This is a genomic window from Bacillus sp. MRMR6 (genome assembly GCF_001940785.1).
In the GTDB taxonomy this organism is placed as follows: Bacteria; Bacillota; Bacilli; order Bacillales; family Cytobacillaceae; genus Neobacillus.
This window is the reverse complement of record NZ_MSLS01000013.1, coordinates 87,478-104,435: the sequence shown is the minus strand read 5'-3', so window position 1 is coordinate 104,435 and position 16,958 is coordinate 87,478. Positions and strand designations below refer to the sequence as shown.

At 37.7% G+C, this 16,958-nt stretch carries 18 protein-coding genes; 4 read left to right on the top strand and 14 right to left on the bottom strand.

All coding sequences use genetic code 11. From position 1 onward, the window contains the following. Nucleotides 1-4 precede the first annotated feature (4 nt). Nucleotides 5-1,306, bottom strand: a complete 1,302-nt coding sequence (locus tag BTR25_RS14250) for a GGDEF domain-containing response regulator (RefSeq protein WP_075688713.1) — start codon at nucleotides 1,304-1,306, stop codon at nucleotides 5-7. Nucleotides 1,307-1,578: 272 nt separating this feature from the next. Next, the gene (locus tag BTR25_RS14245; RefSeq protein ID WP_075688712.1) at nucleotides 1,579-3,318 is read right to left on the bottom strand and encodes a glycosyl hydrolase family 18 protein; all 1,740 of its coding nucleotides are present in this window, start codon (nucleotides 3,316-3,318) and stop codon (nucleotides 1,579-1,581) included. 161 nt (nucleotides 3,319-3,479) lie between these two features. On the opposite strand from BTR25_RS14245, the gene plsY reads away from it, so the two are divergent. Continuing rightward, entirely contained in the window at nucleotides 3,480-4,067 is a 588-nt protein-coding gene (gene plsY / locus BTR25_RS14240; RefSeq protein ID WP_075688711.1) for a glycerol-3-phosphate 1-O-acyltransferase PlsY, read from the top strand. A 44-nt stretch (nucleotides 4,068-4,111) separates the two neighbouring features. Here plsY and BTR25_RS14235 read toward each other — a convergent pair whose 3' ends face one another. Continuing rightward, nucleotides 4,112-5,497 carry a C40 family peptidase gene (locus tag BTR25_RS14235; protein WP_075688710.1) on the bottom strand — a complete coding sequence of 462 codons (1,386 nt, stop codon included), beginning with the start codon at nucleotides 5,495-5,497 and terminating at the stop codon, nucleotides 4,112-4,114. A 223-nt stretch (nucleotides 5,498-5,720) separates the two neighbouring features. Continuing rightward, a complete protein-coding gene (locus tag BTR25_RS14230) occupies nucleotides 5,721-7,115 on the bottom strand; it encodes a UDP-N-acetylmuramoyl-tripeptide--D-alanyl-D-alanine ligase (RefSeq protein ID WP_075688709.1) in 1,395 nt (464 codons plus the stop codon). 173 nt (nucleotides 7,116-7,288) lie between these two features. Between BTR25_RS14230 and BTR25_RS14225 the strand changes: the two genes are divergently transcribed. The 3 genes from BTR25_RS14225 to BTR25_RS14215 all read left to right on the top strand — a co-directional run bounded on the left by BTR25_RS14225 (nucleotide 7,289) and on the right by BTR25_RS14215 (nucleotide 9,215). Continuing rightward, nucleotides 7,289-7,471, top strand: coding sequence for a hypothetical protein (locus BTR25_RS14225; RefSeq protein WP_139311242.1), 183 nt, complete (start codon nucleotides 7,289-7,291; stop codon nucleotides 7,469-7,471). Between the two features lie 170 nt (nucleotides 7,472-7,641). Continuing rightward, nucleotides 7,642-8,793 (top strand): CapA family protein, encoded by a 1,152-nt coding sequence (locus BTR25_RS14220; RefSeq protein WP_075688707.1) that lies wholly within the window; start codon nucleotides 7,642-7,644, stop codon nucleotides 8,791-8,793. Nucleotides 8,794-8,918: 125 nt separating this feature from the next. Beyond that, complete coding sequence (locus tag BTR25_RS14215) at nucleotides 8,919-9,215, top strand: HesB/YadR/YfhF family protein (protein ID WP_075688706.1); 297 nt, start codon at nucleotides 8,919-8,921, stop codon at nucleotides 9,213-9,215. A gap of 41 nt (nucleotides 9,216-9,256) precedes the next feature. Here the strand turns inward: BTR25_RS14215 and BTR25_RS14210 are convergent, their stop codons facing one another. The 10 genes from BTR25_RS14210 to mtnA form a co-directional block, all read right to left on the bottom strand. Then, the gene (locus BTR25_RS14210) at nucleotides 9,257-10,165 is read right to left on the bottom strand and encodes a Gfo/Idh/MocA family protein (RefSeq protein ID WP_083652386.1); all 909 of its coding nucleotides are present in this window, start codon (nucleotides 10,163-10,165) and stop codon (nucleotides 9,257-9,259) included. A 15-nt stretch (nucleotides 10,166-10,180) separates the two neighbouring features. Then, nucleotides 10,181-10,489 carry a hypothetical protein gene (locus tag BTR25_RS14205; protein ID WP_075688705.1) on the bottom strand — a complete coding sequence of 103 codons (309 nt, stop codon included), beginning with the start codon at nucleotides 10,487-10,489 and terminating at the stop codon, nucleotides 10,181-10,183. Nucleotides 10,490-10,523: 34 nt separating this feature from the next. Beyond that, nucleotides 10,524-10,958 (bottom strand): acyl-CoA thioesterase, encoded by a 435-nt coding sequence (locus BTR25_RS14200; protein ID WP_217696972.1) that lies wholly within the window; start codon nucleotides 10,956-10,958, stop codon nucleotides 10,524-10,526. A 20-nt stretch (nucleotides 10,959-10,978) separates the two neighbouring features. Continuing rightward, a complete protein-coding gene (locus BTR25_RS14195; protein WP_139311241.1) occupies nucleotides 10,979-13,300 on the bottom strand; it encodes an AAA family ATPase in 2,322 nt (773 codons plus the stop codon). A 108-nt stretch (nucleotides 13,301-13,408) separates the two neighbouring features. Then, nucleotides 13,409-13,636, bottom strand: coding sequence for a small acid-soluble spore protein Tlp (tlp, locus tag BTR25_RS14190; RefSeq protein WP_075688704.1), 228 nt, complete (start codon nucleotides 13,634-13,636; stop codon nucleotides 13,409-13,411). Nucleotides 13,637-13,773: 137 nt separating this feature from the next. Continuing rightward, complete coding sequence (locus tag BTR25_RS14185) at nucleotides 13,774-13,917, bottom strand: acid-soluble spore protein N (protein WP_075688703.1); 144 nt, start codon at nucleotides 13,915-13,917, stop codon at nucleotides 13,774-13,776. Nucleotides 13,918-13,985: 68 nt separating this feature from the next. Beyond that, complete coding sequence (locus BTR25_RS14180; protein ID WP_007087036.1) at nucleotides 13,986-14,117, bottom strand: FbpB family small basic protein; 132 nt, start codon at nucleotides 14,115-14,117, stop codon at nucleotides 13,986-13,988. A 157-nt stretch (nucleotides 14,118-14,274) separates the two neighbouring features. After that, complete coding sequence (locus BTR25_RS14175; protein ID WP_075688702.1) at nucleotides 14,275-14,808, bottom strand: redoxin domain-containing protein; 534 nt, start codon at nucleotides 14,806-14,808, stop codon at nucleotides 14,275-14,277. A 149-nt stretch (nucleotides 14,809-14,957) separates the two neighbouring features. Further along, entirely contained in the window at nucleotides 14,958-15,746 is a 789-nt protein-coding gene (locus BTR25_RS14170; RefSeq protein WP_075688701.1) for a class II aldolase/adducin family protein, read from the bottom strand. 24 nt (nucleotides 15,747-15,770) lie between these two features. Continuing rightward, a complete protein-coding gene (mtnA, locus tag BTR25_RS14165) occupies nucleotides 15,771-16,817 on the bottom strand; it encodes an S-methyl-5-thioribose-1-phosphate isomerase (protein ID WP_075688700.1) in 1,047 nt (348 codons plus the stop codon). Between the last annotated feature and the right edge of the window lie 141 nt (nucleotides 16,818-16,958).

Sequence of the window (16,958 nt, the reverse complement as noted above, 5' to 3'; positions counted from 1 at the left end):
TCCATCACCTCCGTAGTATTTCTTCTGTAATAATAGAAACACAGTTTTTACCTTGGTTTTTAGAATGATAGAGTGCTCGGTCTACTTCTGAAAAGAGCTCTCTCTTGCTTTTTCCAGTATTAAATTCTGCTACTCCGAAGCTGCATGTTAAATGGTTGATCTTCTGGAAAGAGAAACTATTTATTAATAATCGGATCGATTCAGCAAGCTCTATGGCCCCTTCCAAGGTTGTTTCAGGAGCAAGAATGATAAATTCTTCTCCACCCCATCGCGCAAAAATATCACTTTCACGAATCCTTTGCTGAACAATCGTTGAGATGGTACAAAGAACTTCATCTCCTATTTGATGTCCAAAACAATCATTTACTTTCTTGAAGTGGTCAATGTCCATCATAATTAGAGAAAAAGGATGGTGATATCGTTCTGAGCGCCTTATTTCACTTGTTAAAATTTCATCAAACTTTAGACGGTTGTAGCTGTTTGTTAAAGAATCCATCATCGCCAAATGTTTATTCCGCTTACTTTCTTCCTCTAGTTCTGTTATATCGGTACAGACAAACAAAAATTGGCTCTCAAATTGATTTATGTTTGTAACCTTCATAAAAAAAATAAAGGTATTTCCATCTATACGCCTTAACCTAATTTTCGTTTGTTTTTCGGGTCTTGCTAGTATTTCAGCGATCCAATTTGTTTGGTCTTCTGGCTTGAAATAGTTGATATCATCTACGATTAGTTGTGAGAGCTCATTACCTTTATGTAGGGGTACACCTTTTTCCATCCCTGTAAACTTAGAAAAGGCAGAGTTAAATTCAACAATTTGGTCGTTTTCAACAACAAAGATTAAATGATCCTGGAAGTCCAAAATAGCTCTTGTAAATTTCTTTTGTTTGTTTAGTTCCAACTCCAGTTGAATTTGTTGGGCTGATTTTTGGAGGGCAATTAAGAAGCGGTCTAATTCAATCGGTTTTAATATAAAGTGATTTACGTTATATTCGATTGAGTGGATGAAGAATTCGCTGTCATCATGAGCTGTGGTCACAATAACCTGAACTTGGTCATTGATCTCTCTTATTTTTTCAATCATATCTAAACCGCTCATTTGGTTCATTTTAATGTCTGCAATAATTAATTCTGGCTTATGCTTTTTAAAAAGCTCAAATCCCTCTTCACCATCTGCTGCTGTATATATATAGGGAAAACGCCGTTGTAAAATCCTTACTAATTTTTCACGTGAAAAAAGATCATCCTCTACATATAAGACTTTTACATCTTTGAATGCATGAGTATTTGGGTTTGTAAATACCATTACTTTCACCTCGTACTATGAGTGACTAATATATAAGAAAACTGACCACAGTTATGTTAAAGATAGGCCGGCTCGAAACTCTATATCTATTGAAGAATTTACCTAGATTATATTTCGTAATACCAAATGATTTCAATCTGTTTCTAAATACTTTGAAAAATCTCCATATTTTCGTAATAAAAATGACTCTAATTGTACTAAAATTAGACAAGAAAAACAGATTAAGCCTTTGTATAAAAAAATGGACCGAGGAGTCCCGGTCCACTACTACGTTATTTTCTGGTTACAGCACGATCTATATTTAAATCTAATGCAGCCCACGCCGTTTCATCACCGAAGAATCTTGACCAAGTGCCAATGCCAGCCAGTTGATAAGTTAACGCCAATTCGGCGCGCTTATTCAAGGAATGTTCATCTTCAATCCAAATTTTGTAGGTTACATTTTCTGCTGTATCAAAGTATTCTGCATAATTTTGGCCGCTTTCTGGGTCATATGTTGCCACCAAGCCCTTTTCATTCAGCCAATTTTTCACTTGATTCATGGAAAGGGCTTTTGCGCTAACATCTATTGTGCCATCTTCTTTTATTTGCTCTTTCCAAAGCCGTGTATATAGTGGAACACCTAAGATTAATTTCTCCTTAGGTACTTCTGTTAACAGATTTTTCAGGTTCCTCTCGACCCAAGGCAGACTTGATACACTTCCTGATCCAGAAGCAGATCCGGTATGTTCATCATACGCCATGACGACAAGATAATCGACAATCTCAGCAAGCTTTGGCCGCTCATAAAACGAAGACCAATTATTGTTTTCACCCGCATAGAAGGTAATGTCCATTGATACAACTAAACCAGCTTCATGTAGATAAGGAGTAGCCTCGCGCATGAATTGGGTAACGAGCGGTCCATCCTTTTGATACACGTTTTCGATATCAAAGTTGATCCCCTGTAATTCGTACATTTGGCTAAAATGAAGGAGCTGTCGGATTATGGTCTGTCGTGTTTCAAAATCCTTTAATGCTTCATGTGTTAGGTCTGGGTCAAACGAATTTGAAAATAACCCCCATACCTGGTACCCTTTTGATTGTGCCCATTTACTATAGTCTAAAGAGGCAAGATTTTTGATTGTTCCATCCTGATCGGTTAGGGAGAACCATGTCGGGGATACGACATTCACACCTGTCATATCCAAAATTTTAGTATGATCAGGGTTCTTCGTATACACCGCTTCCCAAGTTAAATGAATGGGTCCATCAAGCATTGGAATAGGATTAGTGGCGGCTTGATGAGTTATTGTTATGGCTACCTCTTCTTCCTTGGTTACATAGGCTTTTTTCAAATAGCCGCTTACCCCATTTTCCTTCCTAACCAGGTAATAGTCCTCTTTCTCACCTTCAATGATAAGCGGTTCTTGTTTTGCCATTCCATCTGTATAGGGCGATTTTATTGTAGAATCTGTACGTAGCCTTAGCTTTTCCTCGTGAACATCCTTCGCAATTACTTTCCCTTTGCTATATTGCTCACCATCCATTTGAATCCATATCGCTTCCGTATCCTTCAGTTTCCTATATTGGATAGGATAATAAGGAAGAATAGAATCAAGTGCAATGAAGGTCTCTCCCTCCTTCGTAATGGTTGGAGATATTTCTAGATTTACAGGCTCCTCATTTACGAATAAGGTTAGTGAATCTGTAGGCATTTGAATGACTTTACCGGCTGTTGTAATAATCACAGACTGAGATTTCTCGTCAAAGATAATATTCTCGTCAATGTATTGCTTCATGAACGAAAGGCTTACAAATATAGTATCTCCTTCAATGAGTCCATTCCCCTGTTGTGCACCTTGAAAAAGGATTGGATTTTCACCTTCGAAATAAACTGCTTTTTCTTTAGATGCAAACGGATATAATAATAGGAAAATTGAAGAAACAATCAATATGACTGCGAACAATAAACCTCCATAAATTACTTTTGGTGATAATGCGCTTTTCTTTTGATATTCTACTCGAGCCATCTTTCTTTCCCCCTTGCTTCTATCGTAAGGTAACATCTAGTAAATGAGAAGATATTTTTTTAATAACTTACTATATTGATTTATCAACATAGATGGTGTTTTTTTTGAAAACCATGGTAAAATAAAAGAACTTCATTAATTATAGAAGGAGAATTAAATCGATGGTTGAAATTTTTTTCATTTTGGTACTAGCCTATTTGCTTGGTTCCATACCGTCTGGGTTGATAATCGGTAAAGTGTTTTATAAAACCGATATTCGAGAACACGGAAGCGGAAATTTAGGTGGAACAAATACCTTCCGTACACTAGGTGTTAAAGCTGGCATCGCTGTTACACTCGCTGACATTTTAAAAGGAACACTTGCAGCATCCCTTCCTGCTTTATTTCAAATGAGTGATTTTAATCCGCTAGTTGCTGGTGTTTTTGCAGTTATTGGTCACACCTACCCGATTTTTGCAGGCTTTAGAGGCGGGAAAGCAGTTGCTACCTCTGGCGGTGTTTTATTGTTTTGTGCTCCGTTTATGTTTTTAACTATTTTTGTGGTCTTTTTTATTAGCTTATACATAACAAAATATGTTTCGTTATCCTCTATGCTCGCTGGGATTGTTGCGGTTATTTATGCGATAATTGATGGAGATATTCCTTTGTTAATAGCTGTAAGCCTATTAGCAGCATTTGTGATTTACCGTCACCGTACAAATATTAAACGCATCATCAATAAGACTGAACCAAAAATCAAATGGCTTTAAATATAAAAAAACGAGAGATATTCCTCTCGTTTTTTTATATTAGGTTATAGTGAGCGGCGAGCAGTTACGTAATTTTGAAGTGCCCATGTTGAGGATAAGCTTTCTTTAATTACCCCGCTCATTGTTAGATGGATGAACACATTATTACCAATGTAAATGCCTGCATGTTTTATAGTTGCAGCTTTGCCGTCTAGCGAGAAGTAAATGACATCACCTTTTTGCAGTTGATTCTTTGCAACTGGTGTACCAATTTTGGCTTGTCTATCCGCTGTTTTTTCTTTTAAATCAATGCCATTCTGTTTATATATATAATAAGTAAAACCAGCACCTGTAAAGATTAAAGACGATTCGTTATAAGTGTAACCGTAAAGAGCCTTTCCCGTTAACCCTTCAGCTGTTTGTACAATTTTGTTAACAGGTTCAACAACAGGAGCTTTAGGCTCTTCTGGTGTAATTGGTTCTTGAGGTACAGTTGGCGCTGCTGGCGTTACGGGTGTTTCTGGTAATACGCGTCTGGCTGTAACATAATTGTATTGATAAAAAGGTACGAACATAACACGAGAAAAGATCCCTTTTGATGTGTTTGAGACTAACACTTTATGATTACCGGCATAAATCCCGACTATTTCGGGAAGTCCTGTTCCGGCAGTCCAGGAGAAAAACACGAGGTCACCCTTTTTTAAATTTTCTTTTGATACGTACGTTCCTAATTTTGCTTGTCCTGCTGCTGTATTTGTTCCTAAATTCACACCATTTTGTCCATAAAGATAGTTAACAAAACCAGCGCTTGTAAAAGTCAAAGCGGCAGCATTATTTGACCATCCATCAATCTTTACCTTTTCCATCAAGCCATAGGCTCCATCAACTATTTTATCGGCCTGTGTAGCAGGGTTAGAAGGCATGTAGCTTGGAATAACACGTCTTGCTCCTACATAATTGGTCGTATAATATGGTTTAGACGACATATCCGTTATAACGATGTTTTGTTTTGAGTCTGCCATATGAAGAACCTTATTATTACCGTAATAAATAGCTACATGATCAGATGGACTAGCGTCTGTACGATTAGCATCAAAGAAAACTAAATCCCCTTTTTTAAGCTGATCTCGGCTAACAGGCTCTCCTAGCTTAAGCATATAGTCTTCATTATAAGTGGCAAGGTCAACACCTGCTTGTTTATATACATAATCCACAAATGTTGCACATGAAAATTTATAAGGATAGGTTGTTTTATACTCTAAGGTGCTATAGGTTGCTTGTCCAATTAGTCCAGCCCCTATATTCACGATTTGATTTGCGATTTGTTCTGCAGTTTGGTTGGTACCAATAACCGGTGCAGCCGCTGCCTTCTTGTCTAGTGTAGGTACAGTGAAATTTCCTGCTGTTAGTAACATGGCTCCCGTTATAGTGGTAACAATTAGTTTTTTCATTTGATTTATCCTCCCATTCCCTTAATCTATAGCATCTGTTTGGGACAAGGAGATTGTATCACAGAAAAACAATCATTCTATTTTGTAAAATATTCCAGTAAAGCGATTAAGAATGATTTCCCCTAGCAATGACAAGGGGTTCAGAGCTTTATTACTGGAACGTTACACTTTTATTGCAACAAAATACAAATAAAAAACCCTGTATCTACAGAGTTTTTCAAAATCAATCCTGTTGTTTTTTTAAGCCATTTGCTAGATTAACCATTGCACGACTTGACATAGGACCTTTAATTAATAAAAGGGTGTTATGGTCAAGGATCTCTTCTAATAAGTCTTTTAATTGTAAGGCATGATCCATGTGATAGACTTTCCCTTTAAAACGGTCCCTTATTGCTTGATGGCCAATTTCTCTAGCCCTTTTACCAATCGTAAACAATGTGTCAATATTCTTGCTAGCAACTAAGGTACCGATTTTCTGATGGTATTCCACCTCATATTCTCCTAAGCGGTTGATATCTCCTAAAATGACGATTACCTTTTTCCCTTTCGCAATCGATTCAACCACTTTCAATGCCGACTCTACAGATGTAGGATTGTTGGTCCATGTATCATCAATCACGGTACAGCCATTATGACCTGTTGTCACTTCTAAATGCCGGTCAAGGGGTTTAAATGATGCCATCCTTTTAGAGATCTCTTCCATACTTAAGCGGCCAACTTGCCAAATAGCCGCAAGTGCAGCTAGCGCATTATATACCTGATGCTCTCCGTAACCAGGAATAGATAATGGGTAGCTCTTATGATTAAATTTCACATTAAAGAACATCCGATTATTTCCAAATCTGATGTCTGTTGCTTGGAAATCGCAAGGCGAGTCTTTACCAAAATAGATTGTTTTCCCTTTAAACCCATCTAATGAAACTTTTTTTGTATTTTCATCATCCGCATTTAGGATGAGAATTCCATTTTCACGTATTCCATTAACAATTTCCGCTTTAGCCTGGATATATCCTTCGAGACTTCCAGTGCCATCAAGATGATGTACACCTATATTAGTTATAATCCCTATGGTAGGTTGATAAATCATACATTGGTGGGTAATATTCCCTGTATTTCCTAAACCCAGTTCAAAAATTGCGGCTTCTGTTGTCTCGTCAATTCCCATTAAATATGGAAGAGAACGGCGCGGTTCATTCATACTGCTAATTGAGGCTTGAACTACTAACTTTTCTCCTAATATGTGTTTAATGATTTCCTTAGTGGTAGTCTTTCCGCATGTCCCCGTTATACTAATCACGGGAATAGAAAACAGGTTTCGATAAAACGTCATAAACTTCCAATAGGCTTGGATGACACTCGCCACTCTCAAAACGGTGACCTTATCAGAATTTCGTTGTAAGTCTACTACTGATTTATCACTGATTACTAAACAAGGCCCCAACTGTTCGAGTTCACTCCAGTTAATTTCATCCCGTCGGCTAACAAACAGCATGGAATTTTTTGTGTTAAGAATATGCCGGTTGTAATAAATAACATTTTCGATATACCAATCTTCACTGCCACAAAGTAAGTCACCCTGGAGTAATTGGCGGATTTCTTTTACTTGGATAGGCTTCATTATGACATCTCCTTTCTCCACATTGTATGAGAAAAAGAGATACATGGTATGGACATTCTGACCTATGAGAATACCCCGGACCCTCTAATGTTTCATGAAATATTCAAATTCCACATAATAAAAACAACCTTACTTCAGTAAAATAAAAGTAGAATCAATTACTGGGGGGTGTAATGATGCAAGAATTAGAATATCAGTACAGATTTACAACTCATGTAACAGACAATTCAGAAAAGGATGAATTTATTTTAGAGTTTTTTTCTAACATTGACGGGCCCCTAGGTATACCTGCTAAAATTACAAAAAGTTTTGATGAATTAATTAACTTTTTCGAGCAATTGGATACGGAAGAATAATATATGAGGAGTTTCCTGTGTACAGGAAGCTCCTTTATTTGTCTTGTAAATCATTTGACACAGAAAATTTGCTGATTATGGTAATAAATGCGGAAAATAGTCGAAAAATAACAATTGGATATTATATTATTAGAAGAGAAAGAAAAATTCAGCTCAGATAAGGAGGGAATATGAAAAAGAAAGCGGTTATTTCATCTGTACTTATCATTTCAGTTTGCGTGGCGGTAGCCTCATTCCTTCTCATCCAGCAGCAGAATAAAATGGGAGATCAATCAATGGTCTATCCTGCAAAAGTACATACGATAAGGGAACAGGAAACGATTAACAGGAACATAACAGAAAAAATCACCATTGGAGCAATTGGTGATATCCTAATCCATGACACGGTATACAAAGATGCTTTTAGTGGGAGCCAGTATAATTTTAATCCTATCTTTGAGAAGGTAAAGAGTATTCTTGAAACACCGGATATTCTAACAGCTAACCAAGAAAGTATGTTAGGCGGGGTTGAAATAGGTGTTTCTAGTTACCCAATGTTTAACAGCCCTCATGAAGTAGCTGATGCTCTTGTGAATACGGGTGTAGATATTGTTTCTTTAGCCAACAATCATACCTTGGACAAAGGTGAAAGAGGTATTCTCTCGGCTACGGATTATCTAAATAGTATTGGTTTACCTCATGTAGGGAGCTTTTTAAATGAAGAAGATCGGAAAAAACTAAGAATCCTAAAGAAAAATGGGATTAATCTAGCTTTTCTATCCTATACGTATGGGACGAATGGGATACCCATACCAAATGGAAAAGACTTCCTTGTGAATTTGATTAATCGTGATCAGATGAAGGAAGAAATACACCGAGCTAAGCAAGAAGCAGATGTAGTGGTCATGAGTATCCACTGGGGCAATGAATATCAACGAATTCCAACGAGTGAGCAAAAGGAACTGGCAAATTTCCTTGCTAATGAAGGGGTAGATATCATCTTTGGATCTCATCCCCATGTCCTCCAGCCCATGGAATGGATTGAAACAGCGGATGGTCGAAAGTCATTTGTCATTTACTCTTTAGGAAATTTCATCTCCGGTCAAATTTGGGATTATAAAGACATTGGTGGGATGGCAACTGTAGAAATAACAAAACAGATTACGGAGAGTGGAAAGAAAATTGAATTATCCAACCCCATTTTTTATCCTACCTTCGTATCAAGCAAGAACTTTAGAAATTATCAAGTGGTTCCTCTCGATCAGGCAGGCTCACATGGTTTAGACAATGCGGCAGCTAAAAATCAAGAAATTCTCGAACATATGAACCAATGGCTCCGTTAATTCGGAGTTTTTTATCTTTTTTAAAGACATGCTAAAACAATGAAGTTTCAGACTCGAATTACAATACTCGAAATACGGCTACTTGTTTATTATAATAAAGGAGGACATGTAGAAAGGAGCATCAAATGAAAATACAAATTAGCAGCAATGCAGCAGCATGGTATAAGCAAGAACTTGGATTGAATACAGGCGATTTTATTCGTTTCTATGCACGGTACGGTGGTTACAGCACAGTTCAAAGCGGGTTTTCTCTCGGAATTACTGTCGATGAACCAATGGAACTTGCTGTTAAAACAGTTGAAGACGGTATTACCTTCTATATAGAAGAAAAGGATTTATGGTATTTTGATGACCATGATTTAATAATAGAGCTAGACTCAAAGAGACAAGAACCTGCTATACAATATCAGAAAAATAATTAAACAAAAAGCACACCGGAAAAATTCCTTCGGTGTGCTTTCTACTATAGATTCTCAAGCTGGTTCACAACTGCTTCACAAAGCTCATGTGTTTTTAAAGCATCTCTTGCTGTAATCGAAGGTGCAGTGCCGGCTGTAATTGCCAGGATAAATTCATTAACAATTTGCTCAAACCCCCTTTTATAAAGGGTTGAGTCCCAATTATTAAAAAATACTTTTGTTTCTTTATTGTTACTTTGAATCACCATTTCTGCTAAATCAGTAACCATTCTTTTCTCCATTGGCCCCATCACTTCAAGTCTTTCCTCCACAGCACCATTATCCCGGTTCATAATCGCGATCCCGGTCATTTCCTTTGAAATGAGCTGTACAACAACATGATGTAATAAGCCATTATCTTTTTTGCCTGTCACCAGCATATGATCAATCTCTGAGTGAAAAAGGTAACGAACAGTGTCTAAACAATGAATGAAGTCATCGTAGACAAAGGTACGAATATCACCTGGAAGTGCATGACGGTTTTTTTGTAAGATCACCATGTTAGGGTCAGTAATCTCCTTCATGGATTGATAAAATGGGGAAAATCTTCTATTAAAGCCTGTCATTAAAATAAGTTGTCTTGCTTCCGCTAGTTCTACTAATTCCTTGGAAGTTTCATAATGATACGTAATCGGTTTATCCACATATACATGGATGTTATGAAGCAGTAGCTCTTTCACCATTTCATAATGTGACTCTGTAGACGAATGGACAAAAGCCGCTTGGACTCCTGCAGTCATAAGTGATGAAAGGTCATGATGAATATGTGGAAACCGGTATTTACTGCTAATCATCTTTAGCTTTTCTTTGTTTCGCGTTACTAGATGAACCTCTATGTTAGCTATCTGACTGATAACAGGAAGATAAGCTTTTTGTGCTATATCGCCTAAACCAATTACCGCAATTTTGATCATGGGTTCTCCACTCCTTTATTCATCCAGGTTTTTGTCCCATATATGATGGTTTAATCCTTCTATTTGCAGAATTTCCTTTTGTCTATAACCAATTAAATCAAAATGTGAGTAGCCATCAGGTCGATGATGAATCCACTCTTTTTTCAATCCATGTTTTCTTCCCCATACGGCAAGTCTCTCGAGGTCATTGCAGCCTACTTTTGTAACGGTATTGGAATTTGGGAAACGCTCGTCTAACCAATAATGCGTTAAGAAGGCAATCTCCCCTTGATCAATCTTTTGTTTCCATTCTTTTAATTCATTCCTTTTAATACCAAATGCCAACGGTACCATCACCTCACAGGAAAGTTATGTGTATTTATCTTTTCTTTATATCCTCATATTTTAAGAACCATTCTGGAAAGGCCTTTTTAAATGAAGTGGGCCGAAAGCTATCTTTTCTCACAATGATATGGGTGGATGTACCCTCTGCACAGATTTCCTCATCGCCATTTACGATGGAGTAACCATAGATCGTTTTTATTCCATCATTCTTCTCCACCCATGTTTTTACAAACCCTTTATCCCCGTAACGCAACGGCTTTTTATATGTAATCTGGATATCATAAACAGGTGCGTAATAGCCAGCATTCTCCATCTCAAGATAGCTAAATTCAAGGTCTTCTATAAGGCCGCTTCTTCCCAGCTCAAAATACTTTAAATAATTGGCATGATAAATGACCCCCATCATATCAGTATCAGCATATAAAAGCTGAATTTCTCTAGTAGATATAAAAAGATTTTCCACAACCATCCATCTCCTTGTCCCATCGCTTAAAATTGCTTCATTTTAGTCAGTGCCTGTTCTACATCTGACACTTCAATTAACAGTGCCTGTTCGTAGAGGTTCTTCTCATTCTCAACCTTCATCAATCGCAGTGCTTGAGCCTGAATCATTTCATCAACAAAGTTTGTAGCAAAACGCCCATTCCCTTGAATCTCTTGTCCTTCTAATATCTCCTTTAACATCGCTTTTGCAGGTTCAGTGAGAGTATATTGGTACCCTTTTGCATAGGCATCAATTATGGCAATCAATTCCTCGATTGAATAGTCGGGAAAAAGAAAGAACTTCTTAAAACGAGATCGTAACCCTGGATTACTTTCTAGCAGCTGGTCCATTTCCTTTGGGTATCCCGCTAAAATCACAACCAGATTCTCATTATGCTTTGTCATCTCATCAACAAGGGTATCAATTACTTCCTTTCCAAAATCACCTGAAGTCTGACTAAGAAGTGAGTAGGCTTCATCAATAAAAAGCACACCGCCAAGTGCTTCCTTGATTTTTTTCTTCGTTTTACCAGCAGTTTGTCCCACATAGCCCGCAACAAAATCCGCTCTGCTGGCAACGATTAGATGACCTCTTTTCAACATTCCCACTTCGCGAAGTAACTCCGAATAAATTTTGGCAACTGTTGTCTTCCCTGTCCCAGGGTTACCTGAAAAAACGGAATGTAATTGAATGGGAACCGTGGGCAATTCTCGCTTTCTTCTATATTGCTGCATTTTTACAAAGGACACAAATGATTTAATCTCATCCTTAATTTCAGCTAGTCCGATTAACTTCTCAAGCTTTTCAAATGGTGCTTCCTGCTTTTGAGCTTGATGAATTACAAAATCATCCTGAGATAAGATCGTATAATCAATGATATCGTGATGAAGTTGATTTTTTGCACCTTTTTTAAAAATTGCCTCAAGAACAATATTATGAACAGTTCTTGCGTTGCCAAATGTGTCATCTACCCTTTCTTTATCTAAGCGATAATCAATTTCTCTTTTAGCTTCATCGGTAAGTAGATAATCATTTTCACTGGCAATATTTTCTGCAATTAACAGTAATTCGTCGTTAGAGTAATTTGGCAGCTGAATCATATTTGATTGTGGAAATCTACTCCGCAGACCTGGATTGGAATCTAAAAATGTACGCATTTCCTCCGGATATCCGGCTAAAATCACCGCGAATTTTCCCCCATATTCTTTTCCTGTCATAAGGGAAACAAGCGTATCGATTGCCGTTTGTCCATAATCATTACCCGTTTGGCCTTCGCGTTTTAAACTATAGGCTTCATCAATAAACAATACACCTCCGACAGCCTTCTCGACTAAAGAACGGACGTTTTCCTCTGTTTGTCCAACAAAGGAACCTACCATCTTAGAGCGGTCCGCTTCAATGACCTCTGCTCGAGGCAGAACATCAAGCTCATGATAAATTCTTGCTAATAATCGAGCCAGTGTTGTTTTTCCTGTTCCCGGATTTCCAGTTAACACCATATTAAGACTAAGGACATCCTTCATTTGAAAGCCAATCGCTTCCCGGTGTTTTTGATATTTTAAGTATTGATAAAAGTCATTGATTCGACTCTTTACCATATCCATTCCAATCATTTGATTTAATTGGTCTAATGCTTTCTCTTCTTGTGTTTCTTGATTTTCGTTAATTACAAAACATTGATACCAATCATGCTTTAGTTGCTCTAAATAAGACAGTTGCGTTTTTAATTGATCAAAATAGGTTGAGGTATGGAACACGCCTATTATGGACTCTTCATATTCCTCAGCCGCTTTTAGTAAATTTACTACTACTTCTACTATAGAGGATAATTGTTCTGATAAGATTTCGTATTGATGAAGGAGCTGTTGATTACTAAGAGTAGCCGCTAAGTCCATATTTTCTTGTAGATATTCTATATGGTCATCCGCATCGGTTAAGAAGGTCTGACATATATGTATGTATTGTTCGGCAATCTTTTTCTTTGCCGTCCGATTATCAGTTTCTCTAATAGGTGGAAATGAAAGGATAGCTGCTATATCTTTATACTTTCTCCATTCAAATTCCATAAAATATCCTTTAGCCCGTTCATTGCCGGGATATAATTCTAGTGCTTGTTTAAGCCAGGCAGTGGCCAGAGTGTCCTGACTATTTCTCCAGATACGAGAAAGTGCCCCTGCTGTCAGAAGTCTAGAGAGGATAACGGGATCATTCTCAGTTCGTAAGAAATAAATAAGCAGGCTTTCATTTGTAATAAATCCTTTGTTTTCTAGTTCTGCTTCCCAATGGTTTAATTGATCATGTATATTAGCAAATCTTTGTTGCTTCATTATTATCACTTCTTCATTAAAAATTTCATTTTTATCTTACCATATCAAAGACCTGCATACTAAAAAAAGGACCTGCTTTGGTTGAACAGGCCCTCTTATCCCTCTTACTTATTCCTGATTATGCGCCTCATCTTTTATTTCAGAACGAAATGCATCAATGCTCTCGCGGCGACGCTCATTCTTCGACTCAATCTGTTGACGTTGTGTCTCACTATCGGTGAATTGGAGTGACTCTTCTGCTGCTTCCATGTTTTCAATTGTATGATGGATCATCGATTGAAGCTTTTCAACATTATCACTGCGATCATCTGGTTTAGGCTTATTATTATATGCCATTTTTAAAACCTCCCTAAAATGATGTTCATGTTACAGATATAGTTTGTATCCAAGCCAACAAAATATCACAAGAAATTAATAATATAAATGCAAAAAAAGACTCGTAACAGCCGTAGGCTTGCCGAGTCTTTTGTACGTTATTCGCCTTTTGTTTGTATTACTTGGGCATGCTTCCCGGATGTGTCACCCATTTGCTTGCCTTTATTGCCACTGTATCCTTTACCTTGAGTACCGAGGTGGCTTGGTCTAAATCCTTGACTATGTTTTTTTGGATTGCTCATTGTTGATCCCTCCTCTTTAAATATTTTGTCCATTAAAGGAGGAGTCATGATTGGAAATGTATGTGATTTTATTCGGCCTTGCCAAGACGCTTTTCTTCTAAACGCTGTTCGATTTTTTCCATCGCAGCTCTATCTTTCAAAAGTTGACTTTTATTTTCAGATACAAGTTCTGCAAAGGAACGCTTTCTAGGTTTTCTCATCTGTATCACCTTCCTTATTTCCTATTGTAACAGTTATTATGCCCGGAAACCCTTTCAATTATTACAACTTTTTGAAAATTTAAAAGAAATATGTAGTTTCAATAGTCATATAAAAATAAAAGACGCTGGCTTCGGCGACCAGCGTCTTTTTGGAGTATTATTTCAAATCACTAACATACTGCTTCATTGCTTCGAGTTCCATTGCACCTATATATTTACTTCCGATATTACCATTCGTATCGATAAAATAAGTGGTTGGAATGGAAAGAATTTGATAGACCTCATTTACTTTATCTTCTTCATCTAACGGAATCGAGAAAGTAATACCATTTTCATCTACGAATTTCTTCACATTTAAATGTGGGTCAATATTTACTGCAAGGATGACAACCTCATCTCCAGCTTCCTTATGGAATTGCTCCATTGCTGGCATTTCAGCCTTACATGGCGGGCACCAGGTTGCCCAGAAGTTTAGCATGACCTTTTTTCCTTTTAACTCAGAGAGTTTAACGGTTTCTCCAGTTAAGGTTTTTAACTCGAAGTCAGGTGCTTTCGATCCCACTTTTAGCCCTTCCATCGCAACTGTTTCTTGGCTGATGATTTCGGGTTCTGCCTGCTTATTCATTGCCTGCACAATCGCTACTGTTAAGAATGCAATTAAAACGACGGCCGCAATCACTTTTTTCATCATACCCCGAACCCCCTTCATACAATTATGTGCTATTCCGATTTTACACTATAAAGTAGGTTGAAATAAAGTTTGTCTATGCCAAATCTGTGACAATTACAGTATTACCTGTAAAAAAAGAAAAAGCAAGCAACATCGGCTTGCTGTTCTAACTAACTATTAAAGGCTTTTATTATTCCGCTTGTAACCTTTTCCGCAATTTGTTCTAAGTCGTGATCGGTTAAAGACATTTGGATCGCTGGTGTTACCTTTCTCGCATGAATTCCTTCAGGAGTATCAACCCCACGTGGTGACTCCCCTTTAATACCCATGCTTGTTTTTATCTCGAGTAGCCGCTCTACATTTTGCTTGGAGAGCTCTCGGTCCCCGTTAATCTGCTTAGCAATCCAATTGATCTTAGCGGTGAATTCTAGAGATTCCATTAAATAGAAAGCGTGATCGAGATCCTTTCCCCAAGTTAACGCTCCATGATTTTCTAATAATACTCCTTGGTGATGATGAACATGTTTTTTCACAGCTTCAGGTATTTCATTTGTTGATGGTGTACCATATTCTGCAATGGGTATCGAACCTAAGTACACAATAGCTTCTGGCATAATGGCCTGATCTAAAGGGATACCAGCAATCGCAAAAGCGGTGGCATATGGCGGGTGCACATGGACAACCGCTTGAACGTCAGGCCGCTCCTTATATACAAGCAGATGCATTTTCATTTCTGAAGTCGGTTTATAGTCCCCTTCCAGTACATTGCCATCTCCATCTACTTTCAAAATCATATCGGTATTTAGGTAGCCTTTGCTGACGCCTGTAGGAGTTATCAGAAATTCATTATCACTGATCCGAACAGAAATATTACCATCATTAGCCGCAACAAAGCCTTTTTCATAGACCCTTCTACCGATTTCACATATTTGTTTTTTATATTTAATCTCGATAATCATAGATACCCTGCTTTCTCTTCAACATCATTGAAAAAGTTTTGGAAGCTCTTCCTGATAATTTCCTGATAGTATACCCTTTTCGGTAATAATGGCGGTAACAAATTCATGCGGGGTGACGTCAAATGCTGGATTAAATACCTTAACCCCAACAGGTGCGGTTCTTGTTCCAAATCCCTCAGTAATTTCTGAAGCATCTCTTTCTTCAATAGGAATATCTGTGCCAGTCTTTGTTTCTAAATCAATCGTTGAGATCGGAGCTGCTACATAAAAAGGTATGTTGTGAGCTTTAGCTAATAAGGCGACACCGTATGTTCCAATTTTATTGGCCACATCCCCATTAGCCGCAACACGATCACACCCAACAATGACTGCCTGTACCCATCCTTTTTGCATAACCATTGCCGCCATGCTATCTGTGATAAGTGTTACATCAATGCCTGCCTGCATAAGCTCCCAGGCAGTTAAACGTGCACCTTGTAATAGTGGTCTGGTTTCATCAGCAAAAACCTTAATATCCCATCCTTTTTCATTTGCTAAATATAGTGGAGCAAGTGCTGTTCCATATCTAGCGGTTGCAATTCCTCCAGCATTACAATGAGTAAGAATTCCCATTCCATCATACAGTAAGGTTAAGGCGTTCTCACCAATCGTCCGGCACACCTCCTCATCTTCTTGGCGGATCAAATGTGCTTCTTCAAGTAAAGCTTTCTTAATAAGGGTAACTGGTTTGCCTTGTTCTTTTACTACTCGATCATTCATTCGTTTCAGTGCCCAAAATAAATTCACCGCTGTTGGGCGTGATGTTGCTAAATAATCTGAATGTTTTTTAAAAATAGCATAGAAATTATCGAAGCTACCTTCTGGTGCTTCCTTTATACCTAATAGCAAACCATAAGCAGCTGCAATACCGATAGCAGGTGCACCACGGACTTTTAATTGCTTGATGGCATCCCAAGCATCTTCTATTTTTGTTATTTCAATAAATTCAGTAATACCGGGAATTTTAGTTTGGTCTAAAATGTTTAGGACACCGTCTTTAAAATAAACGGATTGTAAAAATGTATCTGGCAATTAGGTCATCTCCTCTTCTGTATGTACAAGTATGTGCATGATGTTAATTCGTCTATTCATAGTTCTACCACTGTTATTTTAACAATATTAGTGGCATATGCAATACTTTTCATTTTTTGATAGTAATATATCCCACCGGTC

Bases quoted from the DNA above. Each gene is read 5' to 3' on its own strand.
- BTR25_RS14185 (WP_075688703.1), bottom strand. From the start codon at position 13,917: ATGAGCAATCCAAAAAAACATAGTCAAGGATTTAGACCAAGCCACCTC.
- tlp (WP_075688704.1), bottom strand. From the start codon at position 13,636: ATGGCATATAATAATAAGCCTAAACCAGATGATCGCAGTGATAATGTT.
- BTR25_RS14230 (WP_075688709.1), bottom strand. From the start codon at position 7,115: ATGAAGCCTATCCAAGTAAAAGAAATCCGCCAATTACTCCAGGGTGAC.
- BTR25_RS14210 (WP_083652386.1), bottom strand. From the start codon at position 10,165: ATGATCAAAATTGCGGTAATTGGTTTAGGCGATATAGCACAAAAAGCT.
- BTR25_RS14170 (WP_075688701.1), bottom strand. From the start codon at position 15,746: ATGATTATCGAGATTAAATATAAAAAACAAATATGTGAAATCGGTAGA.
- BTR25_RS14175 (WP_075688702.1), bottom strand. From the start codon at position 14,808: ATGATGAAAAAAGTGATTGCGGCCGTCGTTTTAATTGCATTCTTAACA.
- BTR25_RS14180 (WP_007087036.1), bottom strand. From the start codon at position 14,117: ATGAGAAAACCTAGAAAGCGTTCCTTTGCAGAACTTGTATCTGAAAAT.
- plsY (WP_075688711.1), top strand. From the start codon at position 3,480: ATGGTTGAAATTTTTTTCATTTTGGTACTAGCCTATTTGCTTGGTTCC.
- BTR25_RS14195 (WP_139311241.1), bottom strand. From the start codon at position 13,300: ATGAAGCAACAAAGATTTGCTAATATACATGATCAATTAAACCATTGG.
- BTR25_RS14235 (WP_075688710.1), bottom strand. From the start codon at position 5,497: ATGAAAAAACTAATTGTTACCACTATAACGGGAGCCATGTTACTAACA.
- BTR25_RS14225 (WP_139311242.1), top strand. From the start codon at position 7,289: ATGATGCAAGAATTAGAATATCAGTACAGATTTACAACTCATGTAACA.
- BTR25_RS14215 (WP_075688706.1), top strand. From the start codon at position 8,919: ATGAAAATACAAATTAGCAGCAATGCAGCAGCATGGTATAAGCAAGAA.
- BTR25_RS14250 (WP_075688713.1), bottom strand. From the start codon at position 1,306: ATGGTATTTACAAACCCAAATACTCATGCATTCAAAGATGTAAAAGTC.
- BTR25_RS14245 (WP_075688712.1), bottom strand. From the start codon at position 3,318: ATGGCTCGAGTAGAATATCAAAAGAAAAGCGCATTATCACCAAAAGTA.
- BTR25_RS14220 (WP_075688707.1), top strand. From the start codon at position 7,642: ATGAAAAAGAAAGCGGTTATTTCATCTGTACTTATCATTTCAGTTTGC.
- BTR25_RS14200 (WP_217696972.1), bottom strand. From the start codon at position 10,958: ATGGTTGTGGAAAATCTTTTTATATCTACTAGAGAAATTCAGCTTTTA.